The organism is Pantoea sp. EKM21T (assembly GCF_011800405.1).
Taxonomy (GTDB): Bacteria; Pseudomonadota; Gammaproteobacteria; order Enterobacterales; family Enterobacteriaceae; genus Pantoea; species Pantoea agglomerans.
Genome location: NZ_JAALFV010000004.1, coordinates 405,199 through 422,018, shown reverse-complemented (window position 1 = coordinate 422,018; position 16,820 = coordinate 405,199). Strand labels below are relative to the sequence as shown.

The 16,820-nt window shown below is 53.6% G+C and carries 13 protein-coding genes, 1 tRNA gene and 1 pseudogene; 10 read left to right on the top strand and 5 right to left on the bottom strand.

The features are described 5' to 3' along the window. Nucleotides 1–5: 5 nt before the first annotated feature. Nucleotides 6–1,316 carry an MmgE/PrpD family protein gene (locus tag HFD87_RS10920; RefSeq protein WP_033758316.1) on the bottom strand — a complete coding sequence of 437 codons (1,311 nt, stop codon included), beginning with the start codon at nucleotides 1,314–1,316 and terminating at the stop codon, nucleotides 6–8. Between the two features lie 79 nt (nucleotides 1,317–1,395). Continuing rightward, nucleotides 1,396–1,941 carry an N-acetyltransferase gene (locus HFD87_RS10915; protein WP_033758314.1) on the bottom strand — a complete coding sequence of 182 codons (546 nt, stop codon included), beginning with the start codon at nucleotides 1,939–1,941 and terminating at the stop codon, nucleotides 1,396–1,398. Between the two features lie 252 nt (nucleotides 1,942–2,193). Between HFD87_RS10915 and HFD87_RS10910 the strand changes: the two genes are divergently transcribed. Then, nucleotides 2,194–3,264 (top strand): iron-containing alcohol dehydrogenase family protein, encoded by a 1,071-nt coding sequence (locus tag HFD87_RS10910; RefSeq protein ID WP_167423412.1) that lies wholly within the window; start codon nucleotides 2,194–2,196, stop codon nucleotides 3,262–3,264. A 47-nt stretch (nucleotides 3,265–3,311) separates the two neighbouring features. After that, nucleotides 3,312–4,613, top strand: coding sequence for an LLM class flavin-dependent oxidoreductase (locus HFD87_RS10905; protein ID WP_167423411.1), 1,302 nt, complete (start codon nucleotides 3,312–3,314; stop codon nucleotides 4,611–4,613). Between the two features lie 242 nt (nucleotides 4,614–4,855). Here the strand turns inward: HFD87_RS10905 and fhuE are convergent, their stop codons facing one another. Further along, a complete protein-coding gene (gene fhuE, locus HFD87_RS10900) occupies nucleotides 4,856–7,018 on the bottom strand; it encodes a ferric-rhodotorulic acid/ferric-coprogen receptor FhuE (protein ID WP_167423410.1) in 2,163 nt (720 codons plus the stop codon). A 395-nt stretch (nucleotides 7,019–7,413) separates the two neighbouring features. On the opposite strand from fhuE, the gene HFD87_RS10895 reads away from it, so the two are divergent. From HFD87_RS10895 to HFD87_RS10885, 3 genes and pseudogenes are all read left to right on the top strand, one after another. Next, nucleotides 7,414–8,502, top strand: a complete 1,089-nt coding sequence (locus HFD87_RS10895) for a YncE family protein (RefSeq protein WP_029519393.1) — start codon at nucleotides 7,414–7,416, stop codon at nucleotides 8,500–8,502. A 298-nt stretch (nucleotides 8,503–8,800) separates the two neighbouring features. Next, a pseudogene (locus tag HFD87_RS10890) lies at nucleotides 8,801–9,155 on the top strand (type II toxin-antitoxin system RelE/ParE family toxin). A 4-nt stretch (nucleotides 9,156–9,159) separates the two neighbouring features. Beyond that, nucleotides 9,160–9,462 carry a helix-turn-helix domain-containing protein gene (locus HFD87_RS10885; protein ID WP_010247918.1) on the top strand — a complete coding sequence of 101 codons (303 nt, stop codon included), beginning with the start codon at nucleotides 9,160–9,162 and terminating at the stop codon, nucleotides 9,460–9,462. A gap of 204 nt (nucleotides 9,463–9,666) precedes the next feature. Here HFD87_RS10885 and HFD87_RS10880 read toward each other — a convergent pair whose 3' ends face one another. Continuing rightward, on the bottom strand, nucleotides 9,667–10,566 hold the full coding sequence (locus HFD87_RS10880; RefSeq protein ID WP_010247916.1) for a LysR family transcriptional regulator: 900 nt from the start codon (nucleotides 10,564–10,566) through the stop codon (nucleotides 9,667–9,669). Between the two features lie 142 nt (nucleotides 10,567–10,708). Here HFD87_RS10880 and HFD87_RS10875 point away from each other — a divergent pair, with 142 nt between their 5' ends. Both HFD87_RS10875 and HFD87_RS10870 read left to right on the top strand, forming a co-directional pair. Next, the gene (locus tag HFD87_RS10875; protein WP_132500088.1) at nucleotides 10,709–11,575 is read left to right on the top strand and encodes an SDR family NAD(P)-dependent oxidoreductase; all 867 of its coding nucleotides are present in this window, start codon (nucleotides 10,709–10,711) and stop codon (nucleotides 11,573–11,575) included. Beyond that, nucleotides 11,539–12,420, top strand: coding sequence for an SMP-30/gluconolactonase/LRE family protein (locus HFD87_RS10870; RefSeq protein ID WP_243207476.1), 882 nt, complete (start codon nucleotides 11,539–11,541; stop codon nucleotides 12,418–12,420). Before HFD87_RS10875 ends, HFD87_RS10870 begins: the two co-directional genes overlap by 37 nt. 126 nt (nucleotides 12,421–12,546) lie before the next feature. Here HFD87_RS10870 and HFD87_RS10865 read toward each other — a convergent pair. Continuing rightward, nucleotides 12,547–12,622, bottom strand: a tRNA-Asn gene (locus tag HFD87_RS10865). A gap of 505 nt (nucleotides 12,623–13,127) precedes the next feature. Between HFD87_RS10865 and HFD87_RS10860 the strand changes: the two genes are divergently transcribed. Genes HFD87_RS10860 through HFD87_RS10850 form a run of 3 tightly spaced genes read left to right on the top strand, consistent with a single transcriptional unit; the run spans nucleotide 13,128 to nucleotide 16,617 of the window. Then, on the top strand, nucleotides 13,128–14,051 hold the full coding sequence (locus HFD87_RS10860) for a sugar ABC transporter substrate-binding protein (RefSeq protein WP_010247907.1): 924 nt from the start codon (nucleotides 13,128–13,130) through the stop codon (nucleotides 14,049–14,051). A 32-nt stretch (nucleotides 14,052–14,083) separates the two neighbouring features. Next, nucleotides 14,084–15,568, top strand: a complete 1,485-nt coding sequence (locus HFD87_RS10855; RefSeq protein WP_010247905.1) for a sugar ABC transporter ATP-binding protein — start codon at nucleotides 14,084–14,086, stop codon at nucleotides 15,566–15,568. A gap of 23 nt (nucleotides 15,569–15,591) precedes the next feature. Beyond that, entirely contained in the window at nucleotides 15,592–16,617 is a 1,026-nt protein-coding gene (locus HFD87_RS10850) for an ABC transporter permease (RefSeq protein ID WP_170933484.1), read from the top strand. Nucleotides 16,618–16,820: the final 203 nt, after the last annotated feature.

Below are 16,820 nucleotides of genomic sequence, written 5' to 3'. Positions count from 1 at the left end.
GTCGGTTACAGGGCGCTCAGCATTGCGCGCCCCAGCGCCTGCAAATCTGCCGTTGAACGCAGCTCACTGGCTGCCAGCAGACCGGGCGACGACGCCTGCAGCGCCAGCAGCAGTTTCCTGTTTACATCCACACTCTCTGCCAGTGACTGCTGGCGCGTGCGGCGCTGATGCAGCTTTGTGCTATCACTCAGCGTCAGCGTGACGTCATGGAAGCGCAGGGCGGGATTAATCGCATCGGGCGGCGCGCTGTTATCGGGAGTACGACGGACGCGGGCGGCCAGCGGCATAATCTGATGATTAAGATCGCCTTCGGCGAAATCCTGCAAACGCAGATCGCCGTAGATCAGCATCGCAGCAATCACATATTCCAGGCTGAAACGCGCTTCAATGCCGTGCGTCGGAACGGATATGGAAGCGGCGATGTCACCGCCTGGCGGGAAGGCGACGGTGATATCGACAATCTGGCTCAGCAGCGCATCAAGAGGTTTGCCGGCTGCCAGCCACTGCTGGCGCAGCATTTGTGCCGCTTCCGCTGCGCTGTGGGTGCCTGCGCAGGTTGGGAAAGGTTTGAACTCCAGTCCGGGCGCGCTAATCCGCCAGGGGCGGCCCCAGTTTTCCAGCAATTTCTCCGGCTGCGCCTGACCCGAACTGCTGGCTGCCAGAAAAGCCTCAATCACACCCGCCTGACGGCCATCTATTCCGGCCAGTGTCAGCAGAGCCGCTGACACCGCACGTTCTGCGGCAAAACCAGCGTGCAGTGGTTTCACCGCCGAACCAAACTGCGCGCGTAGCCCGCTGGCCTGGGTGGCAGCGATCCCCAGCAGGGTCGCGGTTGCATCACTTTCCAGCGCCAGCAAACGCGCCAGTGCCGCCGCCGCTGCCAGGGTGCCCAGCGTTGCCGTGTTGTGATAGCCCAGCGCGTAATGTTGCTGGCTGACAGCCAGTCCCAGACGACCAGCCATTTCCACACCCGTGACGTAAGCATCCAGAAAACGGTTCAGGCGCTTTGGCTGATATTGCTGCCAGGCGAGCAGGGCGGGCAGGATCACTACACTGGGATGACCGCGAAAATCGGCATGAAAATCATCGTAGTCCAGCGCATGTCCGGCATAGCCCAGCAGCAGCGCCTGCGAGCGCACGCTGCCGTCGCGGTAGATTGTGCGCAGTGCCGGTAAGCCGCTATCCGGCACCTCGCCCTGTAACACCGGCCAGCTCACCGCCAGGAAGTCCCGCACGCCTTCACGCGCGTGCTGGTGCGCTGACTCATCCGGCTGACCATAAAGGATATGTTCAGCCAGCATTACGCTCAGGTTCATTGCGGTCGCTCCGGAAAACGGTGTAGTTCGTGGCGAAACGCGATCGGCTGTTCGCCCAGTGATGCGGGATTATCGCTGCTCATAGCGGGTTTCCTTCTGCTGCTGTCTGGCGGCTCAGCCAGGCATCATGTGCCGCCGGGTCCAGTACTTTTTTCATATAGAGGGTGATGTGACCTTTACCGAGATCGCGGGTATGCATCGGCTGGAAGCCACGTTTCAGATACATCTCTTTCAGCCAGGGGTGATGGGTGGCGGTGCCCAGCGAGACCGCTGGGGCATGCAACTGATCGATCAGGATTTCCTGCTCTAACCGATCCTGAACCTGGCGACCAAAATGGTGGCCGGGATAGTCGGGATGCGCGCCAAACCAGCCGATATGCGGCAGCCCAAACGGGCCGGGCAGCGGCCCCCAGGGATAGCGAACGGTCACTGATGAAACCATCTGGTCACGCATGTAGAGCGCATACACGCCATGATTCTGCAGATGGCGTAATGCTGTAGCGCGGTCAGCCGTGGCGGCATCAAATTTAATGCCCAGCGCTTTGACGGGTGCATAGGCGGCATGCATCAGCGCCAGATAAACATCTACCTCATCTTCTCTGACCTGACGAAAATCGAGTTGCATAATATTTCCCGGAAAACTGCCAGGCAGGCAGTTAATTCATACAGCCAGAATGAGAGATTAACAGTAAAAGCCGGGTCGCTATGTGTGAAAAATAACTAACCTAATGCGGATTTGTGAATATGAAATGGCCGGTTTTTGATTGCTTAAATTGTTATTTGTCGTAGTATTCAGAAAAGAAATTAAATTCCATGAAACGCTATTAACTCACTGTAATAAAAGTCTTTTTCTATTTTATATAATCAGGATGCTGCTGTGTTAGCCATTACATCTCCGCGAGCCTATGCGCATGAGGCGGGCCTGCGCATCCGCGCCGGTCAGTTTATTAAACCCTATGCCACCCATATTCGTATTTTTACCTCTCCTCAGGCGTGGCAGGCGGTTAATCCGGAATTAAGCCAGAGTCTTGAAGAGAATGGCATCCGCTGGCAGCTCGACTATTTAGAGGGCGAATGTACCGATCAGGCCATCGCCAGCTTAAAACACCATACCGAACAGCAGGGCGCAGAACTGCTGCTGGCGATTGGGGGCGGACGCGTGCTGGATGCGGCTAAAGCCGCTGCCAGCCAGTTGCCGGCGGTCACGCTGGTTAACTTTGCGACCCAGGCGGCAACCTGTGCGGCCTGGTCACCGATTGCCATCATCTATAACGAGCAAGGCGGCCATCTGCGCAGCCAGCCGCTGGGGAAAATGCCGGAGCTGGTGCTGGTAGACAGTGAAGTGATCGCCCGGAGCGACGTGCGCTACCTGAAAGCGGGTATTGTGGATGCGCTGGCCAAATATTATGAATTCCGGCCTTACCAGCAGCACAACCCTGATGATCTGGCTTTGGATCTTAAGGTGATGACCGCGCGGCAGGCGCTGGACACTTTCCGGCAGCAGGGAGACGCCGCGATCCTGGCCTGTCAGCAGCAGCGGGTCACGCCTGAACTGGTCAGAGTCATTGATGCCACTATCGTGCTCGCCGGGCTGGCGAATAGTGTGCGCGACCTGCTGCCGACGCCGGGCTTTGCGCACGCCATTCACAATCGACTGACGCACCTGCCGGAGCTGCATCACTGGCTGCACGGTGAGAAAGTCGGCTTCAGCCTGCTGGTGCAGTCACTGATAGAACATGACGGTGTCGCGGATGCGGAACTCCTTGTGCTGCTGCGTCACTACGATATGCCGCTGAAGCTGCCGGTGTTACGCGGCGATCGCCATAGCGCGCTGCGCAACCTCGCGCAGCAGATTAAATTCCCCCAGGCTTGCGCAGAACGGCTGCCGTTTAGCGTCTCTGCCCGCGCGCTGGAGCAGGCGCTGCTGGCGACGGACACCCTTTTTTAAGCGCGCGCTGCGGCGCGCCTTTTCACCTTACAGACCAGGAATCGTTCATGAATCATTTCACTCCATCACGTCGCCTGCGGCTCGGCCTGTTTGTTCAACCGGTGGGTCAGCACGTGAGCGGCTGGCGTCTGACGGAACAGCTGGGCGATCCCACTGACATCGACTGGCTGATCACGCTGGCTAAAAAAGCCGAAGCGGGTAAGTTCGACCTGTTCTTTGTGGGTGATGCACTGGCAACCAGCATGTATCGTCTGCCGTCGACCATGGCACGCCTTGAACCGCTGACGATGCTGGCGGCGCTGGCGGTCAACACCAGACGTATTGGCCTGGCCGCAACCGCCTCTACCACCTTCAGCGATCCCTTTACACTGGCGCGCAGTTTCTCGTCACTGGATCACATCAGCCGTGGCCGGGCCGCGTGGAACGTCGTGACCTCGTTTTCCACTGACGTTGCACGTAACTTCAGCCGCAGCGATATGCCCGACCACGCTTCCCGCTATGCCCGTGCGCGGGAGTTCCTTGAGGTGGCAGACAAATTGTGGCAGGGCTGGGAAGCGGGGGCAGTACAGCCCGACAAAGCGACCGGGGACTATTTTGTTGATGAGAAGATCAAACCGATCAACCATCAGGGCGAGCATTTTCAGGTACAAGGCCCCCTGAACATCACGCGTTCGCCACAGGGACGTCCGGTGATTATCGAAGCAGGTTCTTCTGCTGATGGTCAGAAGCTGGCGGCTGAGACAGCGGAAGTGATCTTTACCGCCTCCGCCAGTCTGGAGGAAGCGCAAGCGTTCTATCGCACTCAAAAGGAGCAGGTCATTGCCGCCGGGCGTAACCCGGATCATGTTGTGATCATGCCCGGTGTCATGCCGATTATTGGCCGCACGCGTGAGGAGGCGAAGGCGTTGTGGAAAAAGCTGAATACGCTGGTGGATATTGAGAACGGGCTTCGTCAGCTCTCACTGCGGTTCAGTATGGATCTCAGCCAATATCCACTGGATGGCCCGGTACCGGAGGTTCCGTTGGGCGAAGGTAATCAGAGCCGCGTTAAGCTGATGACCGATATGGCAAAGCGCGAGAATCTGACGCTGCGTGAGCTGGCCGCCGTCGCCGCCGGTTCACGCGGACACCGCGTGATTGTCGGTACCGCTGAAGATATCGCCGACGACTTCCAGCAGTGGCTGGAGCAGGGCGGGGCGGACGGCTTTAACATTATGCCAGCCATTATGCCTGAACAACTGGATCTGTTTGTGGAGCTGGTGATCCCGGAACTGCGCCGTCGCGGACTATTTCGCGATGAGTATGAGTTTGCTACGCTGCGGGAGAATCTGGGGCTGCCTGGGCTGTAGTCGGGCCAATGTGCATATTTGAATTCCGGAACGATGATTTAAAAAAACGTTTGCAGCAGTACCGCTATTTAGCGGTGATCAGGCAGTAATCTGTCGCGTTATTTTTATTAAAAATAATGGCTTCTATCGGACATTAAAGAGGGAATGACGACCCGGTTGAGAAAACCTCCGGCCTGGAGGAGATAATTGCAATACAAAAAAGCCCGCAATCGCGGGCTGTCTGGCCTCTCAGCTCACCATTATCAGAACTGATAAGACACGCTGACATTCACGTTACGTGGCTCACCGTAAACGTAGCTGTTCATATAGCTGTAATATTCACGGTCAAAGAGATTATCGACGTTGGCCTGTACGGCAACCTGCTTATTCACCTGATAGCGGGCAAACAACGAGGCCAGCGGGTAGCTGCCCTGATAAACCCGAACGCTATCGCCGCTGGCATTGGTCACATCTTTAAACACCCGGTTCTGCCAGTTAATTCCGCCACCAACGGTGAGCTCGGGGATCGCGGCTAACTGATAACGGGTGAAAAGCTTGAATGAGGTTTGCGGCTGATAGCTGTTGAACCGGCCACTTTTATCGCGTGCCACATAGCGGGTTGCGCCAAAGGTCAGCTGCAGATTATCGGTCAGCGCGCCATTCAGCTCGAACTCGGCACCTTTACTCACTGCACCTTTGGCGGCGTCATAGGCCTGCTCATTGCCGCTCAGATAAACGCCATCAATCGCCTGTCCAACGTTATCCTGCTCGATGCGGAAAATCGCCACGCTGGCGGTCAGCAGGCCATCGTTCCAGGCGGATTTCAGACCGGTCTCGTAACTTTTACCTGTCACCGGTGAGAGGTAACTGCCGTGAGTATCGCGATAAGTCTGCGGCAGGAAAATGGCGGTGTAGCTGCCATAGGCGGACCAGGTGTCATTAATGTCATACACCAGCCCTGCATAAGGCGTGGTGTTATTTTTGGTCATCTCTCCGCTGCTGCCATGGGTGCTCCACTGGGTATAGCGAGCGCCAATAATCAGCGACAGCGGATCGGCCAGCGACAGCCGTGCAGCGCTATAGACCGATTTCTGACGAATAGTGTCATCATCGTTGAGATACCAGCCCTGCCATTCAGGCTCCGCAACGTTACCGCTCCAGCTATTATTGAAAATCCCCATATCGGCGGCAGTGATTTCACCCGCCTCCGCATCGCTGAATCCATCCTGACTGTAGGCGGCATTATGCTGGCGGCTGTAGCTTGCCCCGGCCATCAACAGGTGCTGACGACCCAGCAGTTCAAACGGGCCGCTGGCAAAGCCATCGATTGAATCCATTTTACGCTTGCCGCGATCCATACTGCCATAACCGGTAGTGCCTTCACCGCTCTCCTGATCGGGATTGCCCATCACATAGAGCAGCTTATCGCTGAAGGTATTCTCGGCATGCGTGCCGTTGATATGCATATTCCAGCCGTTATCGAAGTTATGGTCGATATCCGCAAAGACTTTGCGCGAATTAGTGTTGTAACGCGCCCAGTTAGCTGACGAATTCAGGCTGCGGTCGTAATGTGTCGTGGCGTTATTACTGTAAAACATCGGCAGGCCACCCCAGGTTGGATTGCCGGTGTTGTCATCTTCATAGTCGTAGCCCAGTGACAGCGTCGTCTTCTCGGTAAGGTCTGCATCAATCACGCCGTAGATGAATTTTTTGGTTTTTTGATAGCGATCCAGCCAGCTCTCCTGATCGGTATAACCGGTCACCACGCGGCCGCGCAGGCTGCCATCGCTGTTAAGCGGGGCAGAAAGATCCGCCACGTAGCGCTGCTTGTTCCAGCTGCCATAACTGGCACTCAGCGTGCCGGTCGCGGTTTTGCTGTCAGCATGTTTACGCACCATATTGATCGAGGCCGAAGGGCTGCCCGCTCCGGTCATCAGGCCGGTCGCACCGCGCACGATTTCAATACGGTCATAGATTGCCGTGTCGGACGCCGCGTCGCCGTAATTCCATGTATCGTTAACCGAGGTCGGAATGCCATCGAAAGTGAAGTTGCTGACTTTGAAGCCGCGTGAATAGTACTCGGAGCGTTCACTGTCGATAAGATTGGTGGAGATACCGGTGGCGTTGGTCAGCACATCATTAACCGATTGCAGATCCTGATCCTGCATTCGCTGCTGCGTCACCACGCTGAGTGACTGAGGCACATCTCGCGGTGTCAGCATTAATTTGGTGCCCGCGCGGGTGGTCTGCACCGCGTAATTCTGCTTACCGCTGTCACTGGTTTCGTCAGTCGTGGCGCTGACCACCATATCCTGCGATGTCTCCTCCGCCGCCAGGGCGGGGTGGAAGAGGGCGTGTATCGCCAGTGTCAGTAATGAGACGCTAAAGCTGTTTCTGAAACCTGATTCCCTGCCACTACGAGCCATAAAATTTTCCATTAAAAATTGGTATTGAGTTAAACCGTTGTGTCTTTGGTTGTTATTTTTTATCCACTCATCTTCTGGAAAAAGACGCTCAGCCAGTCATGAGAACGCCAATGATAATCATTTGCTTTATATATTCTTCAAAGGATTCAATCGAAAGTGTAACCTTATGTTAATTATTTATAATTCAATGTGATAGGAAAATTTAAAGCCTTTTAGTTGCTGGTGTTTATCAGATTTGAAAGCAGAAAAAGGGCATTCAGGTGGAATTTCACGGGGCAGTTAAGCGGTTTAACGCGGGTAAAATGACCGGACAGGTCTGGATAGCAGCGTCGCCATTTGATTACTGGCTGTTAATGCGTATGATTCTCATTCTTTATTTCCTGACGGAGTTCAGCATGAAATCGTTAAGCCCGCGCAAAGCCGCTGTTGCCATGGCAGTTGCCGCTGCCTTTAGCCTGACAGCGTGTCAGGCTCCTGCTAAAAAAGCCGATGCGCCTGCCGCTGAAGCCCCAAAACCGGTTAATACCGCAGTGACACAACGCGCTCTGGGTGATGGTCTGTACGAAATGGCTTACTCCCCTGCGTCAAAAGCGTTGTTTGTCGCCAGCGCGCAGGCGTTTAAGGATGTGAACGGCGGCATGATCTATCGTCTCGATCCGGCCACGCTGACGACCAAAGGCGAAACGCATACCGACATGAAAAACTTCGGTACCGCTATCGATGAAAACGGTCAGGTGTTCTACACCACCAACTCACTGGATGGCGCGATCTCCAAAGTGGATGCCCAGAGTGGCAAAGTGCTGCAGCGTCTGGTGTTCCCGGGCAAGATCAGTAAAGAGGGCTATCCGGCGGGTGCGCGTGAAGTCCTGTGGCACGGCAACGAGCTCTATGTCGGTCGCGTAGCCGAACCGGGCTATATCTCCGTCGTAGATACCCGAACCTTTAAGCTGAAAACCGAGATTAAAAACGCCGGGAAATGGGTCACCGGTATCATCTATTCCCCGCTGACTGAGCGCATTTATGCGGCTAACGGCTCGGGTGAAATTCTGGTGATCAATCCACGCAGCCATAAAATCGAGAAGCGCTGGACCGCAGGCGATGGCAAAGAGTATCTGTTCCTGAACATGGCGGAAGATCCTGCTACCGGTCGCCTGTTTGTTACTGACGACTCCAAAGGCAAAACCACGCTGATCTTTGATGAGCGCACCGGCAAAGTGATCAAGCGCATCGAAGGCGATGCGATGGGCATCAAGTTCAATGCTAAACGCAATGAGCTTTACATCAGCCAGCGCGAATCGAAGAAAGTGCTGCAACTGGATGCCACCACCTACGCGGTGAAAAACAGCTGGTCGTTTGACAAGAACCCAAACAGCCTGCTGATTGGCCCGGACAACAATACGCTCTATGTCACGCTTAAGGCGGAATTCAACAAAGATTCCTCCACCAAAGGCACTGACGAGATTGCCCGTATCGCGCTGCCGTAATCACGCGCTAAAAGCGTCACTCTGCATTGGCAGGGAAGCGATGCGAACAAAGTGAAAGCCCGCTCAGGGAAGCCTGAGCGGGCTTTCTTATTGATAACAACGCCTCACATCATCTCACCCCATAACCAATCCGGTACAGCTCGCAAAACGATGAAGGTTGTGTGGATTCATCACTGACCCGGCTGAACGCTTCTCTCACTTTGCACTAAAAGCACAGGCATCTGAAATCCCCCTGTATCGCACTCGATTATCGCTTTACACCTATATAGTATTTGACCTATATTAATAAGGAGATCCCGTGTGGATGATTAAAACGACGGAGAGGTTTGATCGCTGGTTTACCTTGCTTAATGAGAGCGATCGCGCCTGCGTACTGGCAGCATTAATGGTGTTGCGCGAAAAAGGGGCCGGGGTTGTCCAGGCCATACGCGGATACGCTAAAAGGCTCTGTTTATATCAACATGAAAGAGCTGCGTATTCAGAGTCGCGGCGATCCGATAAGGGCTTTCTTTGCTTTTGACCCAAACCGAACGGCGATTGTGCTTTGTGCCGGAAATAAGGTGGGCAATGAAAAGCGTTTTTATCAGGAGATGCTTCCGGTTGCCGATCGGGAATTTACACACTGGCTGAATAGTTTTAAAGATGAGGAGTAACCAGATGGGCAGAACGCTTGAACAGCTTATTGCGGATGAAAAACCGGAAGTCGTTGCCGACGCACAGGCGATGGCGACGGATATCCTGCTCAACATTCACCTTGCCGAGCTGCGCGAGAAAGTGCAGAAAACACAGGTCGAAATGGCAAAGGCGCTGGGCATTACACAGCCTACCGTGGCGGGCATGGAGAAGCCGGGCCGCGACCTGAAGCTCTCTACGCTCAAGCGCTATATCGATGCGGCAGGGGGTAAGCTGCGGCTGGTGGTGGAACTGCCGGACGGCTCGCACTACGGGTTTGAGGTGTAAGCCATTCAGGCGGGGATGTCATGCCGCCGTGACCGAAAACATAAATGCAAAAAGCCCGCTCAGGTTTCCCTGAGCGGGCTTTTCTAATTCTGGCTCCTCTGACACGCTGCTCTTTTTCCGAAGCGGACATTCCTGCATTCATATTTTCCCCAATCTCTTAATATTGCGATGGCAAGAAAGAATTCATTCTGAATGCGAAAAGCCTTATCCCTTTTTTACGGTAGAGAGAACGAAGGCACGTGCAGATGGAGACAGCTGGCGATAGCCTATGACGAGATCGAATTCAGTTTCAGGGTCTGATAAAGGATGATAGCTAATCTGGTCTCCACGAAAGCCACTCATACTTTGAGGAATGACAGATACGCCTCCCCCAACCGAGACCAATGACAGCACTGCATGCATCCCATGTGCTTCCTGAGTAATCGTGGGCACAAAGCCTGCTTTAGCACACAGGCGTATAACTTGCAGATGAAAGCTGCGCCCCTCAACCATTGGCCACAAAATAAAGGGTTCATCGGCAAGATCGGCAAGCGTCAGTTCTGACCGCTTACTCAAAGGATGATCTTTGGGGATCGCCATACACAGACGATCTCTGTCGAAAAGTGCCAGTTCGACATCCTCAGCCTGCTCAAGAGGGGGGATCAGAATGCCTATATCTAATATCCCATCACGCAGAGCAGTAATCTGTGCCGTGGTTGTTGCTTCTCGCAGTTCAAGTCGTACCTTCGGATGGCTTGCCCGGAATTTGCGAATAACGTCAGGCAAGCGACCATAAAGTGCGCTTCCCACATAACCCAGGCGTAAAACACCGGTTCGTCCTTCAGCCACATCAACGGTAGAAATGATGGCTTTTTCAGCCTGCCGAAGGGTTTCACGTGCCTCACTAACAAATGTTTCTCCCGCGAGAGTCAGGCCAAGTACACGATTACCGCGCTCGATAAGCGTGACGCCAAGGTCCTCCTCCAGCTTTTGTATGGCACTGGTCAGTGGAGGCTGCGACATGTTCAGTCGTTCTGCGGCCCGGTGGAAATGTAATTCCTCTGCGACAGCAATGAATTGCTCCATTCTTCGTAAAGTGATCCGTGCCCGACTATCTGTCGTCATATCCGCCTTCCCGCTTGTTAATGTATCAATCTGCTTACGATACAATTAAAGTATTATCAGACACTATAAATAGTATTTTATATATCAAAGGCTTCGAGCTACGTTGTTTTCTCAATAAGTTACTGGAAACGACGAGGATGAAATGGTGGATTTTAAAGGTCAGGTAATACTTATTACCGGTGCGGGACGCGGACTGGGTTTCGCATATGCCCGGTGTATTGGTCAGCTCGGCGCAATGGTTTTGATTCACGATAGTGGTGCCAACGCTGAGGGCGATGGTGTCGATCTTCAGATTGCAGAACGGGCGGCAGAGAGACTTCGTCTGGAAGGGCTGAATGTACATGCGATCCCGGGAGAACTGGCCTCACGCGAGGGCTGCCACAAACTTTGCACAGACGCCCTTAAAGTCGCTGGTCGACTGGATGCCCTAATCCACAATGCGGGTTGGGTCGCTTACCAGAATATCGCGTTGATTGAGGAAAGTGCTTTTGACCATATGATGGCTATTGCTGCCAAAGCACCTCTTTGGCTCGCGCAGGCCGCCTGGCCTGCGATGAAAGCTGCGGGTTATGGCCGCATCATTATGACGACCTCTTGCCGGGCGCTCTATCCGCAATATGTTCAAAAGGGTCTTGCCTCTTATGCCGCAGCTAAGATGGCGGTAATAGGGCTTACGAATGTCCTGGCTTCTGAAGGCAAAAGCGATGGCATTGTCGTCAATGCGATATCCCCCGTCGCTCAGACACGTATGTGGGGTATCGAGGGAGAACCTGCCGAGTTGCATCCCTCAGAGGTGGCTCCGGGTGTAGCCTATCTTGCCTCTTCAGCGTGCACAGAAGGGGGATGGATACTTCGTGCCGCGAATGGGCAGTTCCATGCGACCAAAATGATTGAGGCCACAAATGTGGACTATCCACGAAATCTTCGCGCTGTCCGGGCATTAACTGCTCAGGAGGTTGCGGAGAACTGGCCGTGGATCGCTATTACGAATGTGGAACCACGAAAGTGAATGGCATATCAGTGATATTTTCAGGCAAGGCTCTACTGGGTGAATCTCCGGTCTGGAGCCGGTCAAGAGCCAGGCTTTTATGGGTTGATACCTCAGGTGCTTCTCTTAATTTTTTTGATCCCGCAACGGGCCGGAATGTTGAATATTCTATGCCTGGCCCGCTGGGCTTTGTTGTGGAGAAAAATACGGGTGAGTTACTCGTTGGCATTGGTTGCCATATAGAATTAATTGACAGAGCAGGTAAGAGACAAAGAATCGCCACTGCGCCACACGCACAAGAGGGCTTTCGTCTTAATGATGCGCGCCTGGACTCATCCGGCCGCCTGTGGGTTGGCCTGATAGATGAAGAGCTGAAACAGGGGGCAGGCTATCTTTATCGTCTCGATCCAGACGGCAAATGGCACACTGTCGATTCGGGTTTCACGCTTATCAATGGAATGTGCTGGAGTCCAGACTGGAAAATACTCTACGTCACAGATTCCCGACGTGGAATTATTTACGGCTATGACAACGATCTCCGCTCAGGTGAAGTCAGTAATCGAAGGGAAGTTGTCACTATTGATCCCAAAAAGGGTAAGCCCGACGGACTGATTGTTGATCAGGATGGATTTCTACTGAGTGTACTCTTTGATGGAGCTGCCATCGCGCGGATATCGCCAGAAGGAGTCATTGAGCGATACATTAATCTTCCCGTCCAGCGCCCTACAAGTTGTGCCTTTGCCGGTGATAATCGTTATCTGTATGTCACGTCAGCGCGACTTGGGCTATCGGAAAAGCATTTAGAAAAGATGCCATTTTCAGGGGCTCTGCTGATGATCGACTATAAGCGCGCACTTAAGCAATGAGCGCCTGTTCGGAAAATAGCATGCAATGAGCTAATCATCTTGTCCCAGGCATCAGTGCTCTGTCCCTGAACTCATATCAAAAGCAAAAAGCCCGCTCAGGTTTCCCTGAGCGGGCTTTTCTAATTCTGGCTCCTCTGACTGGACTCGAACCAGTGACATACGGATTAACAGTCCGCCGTTCTACCGACTGAACTACAGAGGAATCGCTTGAACGGGGCGAATATTAGCGGCGCAGATCCCGCTTGTCAAAGCCCTGTTTACCGAATTGCGTTCAGATGCTCGTAAAAGCAGCGGATTGGCGATTTTTACCCGATTCTGCTGGATTTTCAAACTGCCAACAGGATCTCACTTTGCGGGCATTTCTCCGCAGATGTTAGAGGCATGTCAAAGTTTTGTTGTTTGCCGATGTTAAAACAACCGTTTCAGTGCTTTTATGATAAAAATTTCAAAACGTGATTATATGGAATAAATAAACTGCTTATCATCACGGTCGTCATTATCGTCTGAAAGTGAAACGCTATTTTGAAGTTAACTGTTTGCAGATCAAGTGATTGTGAAAAGGAGTGGTCGATCACAAAAATAGTCAGAACCTGAAGTCTTACCTCAAATTTCCCGAAACAGACGCCAGACAGGCTGGGTGAATGTAAAAGATATTTTTCATTCGCGGTCACAGCCGCTGAGCAAGTTAACAAATAAGAAGGGTCCCTATGAACATTAAAAAAACGATTGTCGCCTCACTGTTAGCCTGCATGTTACCTGCCGCGGTTATGGCAAAAGATATCTCAGTTGGCGTCTCCATGGCGCTGTTTGATGACAACTTCCTCACCATTCTGCGTACCTCTATGCAGAAAGAGATGCAGAAAGATGGCGTTAAAGGGCAGGTTGAGGATGCAAAAGGCGACGTTTCACAGCAGCTGCAGCAGGTTCAGAACTTTATCGGTCAGGGGGTTGATGCGCTGATCGTCAACCCGGTCGATACCAATGCGGTAAAACCGATTATGGACCAGGCGAGCAAAGCGGGTATCCCACTGATCTTTGTCAACCGCCGTCCACAGGCTGAGCTGACCGGCAAAATGGCCTATGTCGGGTCAGATTCGGAACTGGCCGGACGCTTACAGATGGAAGCGCTGGCTAAAGCGATGAACGGCAAAGGCAACGTTGCCATCCTGATGGGTGACCTGGCGAATGAAGCGACCCGTGACCGTACCAAAGGTGTGGAAGAGGTTGCGGCTAAATTCCCTGGCATCAAAATTGTTCAGAAACAGACCGCCAAATTTACCCGTAACGATGCGGTAGACGTAGTCAGTAACTGGATGACCGCCGGTGATGAGATCAATGCCATCGCTTCTAACAACGATGAAATGGCGATCGGTGCGCTGCAGGCACTGGGTAAAAATCCGGACAAAATCCTGATCGCTGGCGTCGATGGCACACCCGATGCGCTGCAGATGCTGAAGCAGGGCAAGATGGTCGCCACGGTATTCCAGGATGCGCAGGGCCAGGGTGAAGGTGCGGTGCAGACGGCAATCAAACTGGTGAATGGCGAGAAAGTTCAGAAAGTCATTAATATCCCCTACCAGTTGATTACTAAAGAAAACATGGAACAGTTTACCAAGCGTAACCTGAAATAGTCGTTCCCGACCCAGCTGTACGGAGGTGATGTATGAACGCTTTTGCGCTTGAAGCCGAAGGCATCAGCAAGTTCTTCCCCGGCGTTAAAGCCCTCGACAACGTCTCGTTGCGGGTGCGTCCGGGAACGGTACATGCCTTGATGGGCGAAAATGGCGCGGGCAAATCCACTTTAATGAAGTGCCTGATCGGGATGTATCGTCCCGATCAGGGCACCATCAAAATTAAAGGGGAGCCGGTGCAGTTTCAGGACACCATGGACGCGTTGCGTTCCGGCATTTCAATGATCCACCAGGAACTCAACCTGGTGCCTTACATGACCGTCGCCGAGAATATCTGGCTGGGTCGCGAGCCGATGAGATTTGGCTTTGTCGATCACGCCCGACTTAATCAGATGACGCAGGAACTGCTCAACCGCCTGAATATCCGCCTGAAAGCCGATCGGATGGTGGGCGAGCTGAGCATCGCGTCGCAGCAGATGGTTGAGATTGCCAAAGCAGTTTCATGGGATTCAGACATCGTGATCATGGATGAGCCCACCTCCGCGCTGACAGAAACCGAAGTGGCGCATCTGTTTACCATCATTCGTGACCTGCGGGAGCAGGGCAAAGCGATCATCTACATCAGCCATAAGATGGATGAAATTTTCACCATCACCGACGAAGTCAGTATCTTCCGTGACGGCAGTTGGATCGCCAGCGATCAGACGTCGAAATATACCCGCCAGTCGCTGATTACCCAGATGGTGGGACGCGAACTGACCCAGCTGTTCCCGAAATTCAACAGCGCAATTGGTGAAGAGGTGCTGACGGTGCGCAATCTCACCTGCAAAGATCGTTTCACCGACGTCAGTTTCAGTGTGCGCCGGGGGGAGATCCTCGGCGTCGCCGGACTGGTGGGTGCGGGTCGCAGCGAGGTGATGGAGAGCCTGTTCGGCATGGAGAGCTTCGACAGCGGCGAGATCCTGATTGATGGCGTGCCGGTGACAATCGACTCACCCTCAACCGCGATTGAAAAGGGCATGGCGTTCCTCACCGAAGACCGTAAAAAGTCCGGCCTGTTTCTGGTGCTATCGGTAATGGAGAACATGAGCATCGTTAACATGCCGGAGTACAGCGGCAAAAGCGGGTTTGTCAGCCATGTGAAGATGGCGCAGGACTGTATGGATCAAATCCGTCGTCTCAACATTAAAACGCCAACCATGGATCAAATCATCAATAACCTCAGCGGCGGTAATCAGCAGAAAGTCCTGATTGCCCGCTGGCTGCTGGCGCAACCGAAGATTCTGATTCTGGACGAACCGACGCGCGGCATTGACGTCGGCGCAAAAGCGGAGATTTACCGCTTAATCAGTGAACTTGCCAACCGTGGCGTGGCTATCATCATGGTCTCCTCTGAACTGCCGGAAATTCTTGGCATGAGCGACCGGGTGATGGTTATGCACGGCGGGCGTATAACCGGCATCCTCGATAAAGAAGAAGCCGATCAGGAAACCATTCTGTCGTTGGCATCCGAGTGAGGCGCGAGACCACTATGAGCAATATGAAAGCTACTGCCACCCCGGCAGCCCCGCAGCAACCCTCTTTTTTTGCCAGCCTGCGTCATAAATTGCCGAAAGATACCGGCATTTTCGTGGTGATGGTGGGGATTGCGTTAATTTTTGAAATGTTCGGCTGGTACGTGCGTGACCAGTCTTTCCTGCTCAACACCAACCGTCTGATCCTGATTGTATTGCAGGTGGCGATTATCGGGATTATCGCCGTCGGCGTGACCCAGGTCATCATCACCACCGGTATCGATCTCTCCTCCGGATCCGTTATCGCCCTGGCGGCAGTGGTGGCCGCGAGCCTGGCGCAGACCTCTGACAGCCTGTCGCCAATGTATCCGTCGCTGGTGAATATGCCTGCGGTGATCCCTATCGCGGCCGGTATCGGCGTCGGTTTGCTGGCGGGCGTGGTCAATGGTGTACTGATTACCCGCACCGGTATTCCGCCCTTCATTGCCACGCTGGGCATGATGGTGTCGGCACGTGGTCTGGCGCAGTATTACACCCAGGGCAATCCGATCAGCTTCCTTTCCGATGGCTTTACCTCAATCGGACAGGGTGCCATGCCGGTAGTGATTTTCCTGGTGGTGGCGCTGCTGTTCCATATCGCCCTGAAGCATACCCGCTACGGTAAATATGTTTACGCCATCGGCGGCAACATGACCTCGGCGAAAGTCTCCGGTATCAACGTTAATAAGTATCTGATTATCGTCTACACCATTGCGGGCGCGCTCTCTGGCCTGGCGGGTGTAGTACTGGCGGCGCGCGTCAGCAGCGGTCAGTCGAGCATGGGGATGTCGTACGAGCTGGATGCGATTGCTGCAGCCGTTATCGGTGGCAGCAGCCTGATGGGTGGCGTGGGCCGTATCACCGGAACATTAATTGGCGCAGTGATCCTTGGCCTGATTAAAAGCGGATTCACCTTCGTCGGTGTCGATGCGTACATTCAGGACATCATCAAAGGGATGATTATTGTGGCTGCGGTCTCTATCGACATGCACCGTAACCGCAAAAAACGTTAATCAGCAGGCGTTGCCTTCTTCCGGATGCGGGAGAGGGCAACGGTTGCTTTTTATCATCCGGCATTCGCCAGCGATAAGAAATCCCGCTGATAGCGGTTACATTCACTCCCTGTTTTTCACGCCTCTGTTCAGGCGCTGCAAGACTTCATCAGGTGCAATGCGTTTCCACTGCACTCAAACTGTACAGCCTGTCATCACTTTTC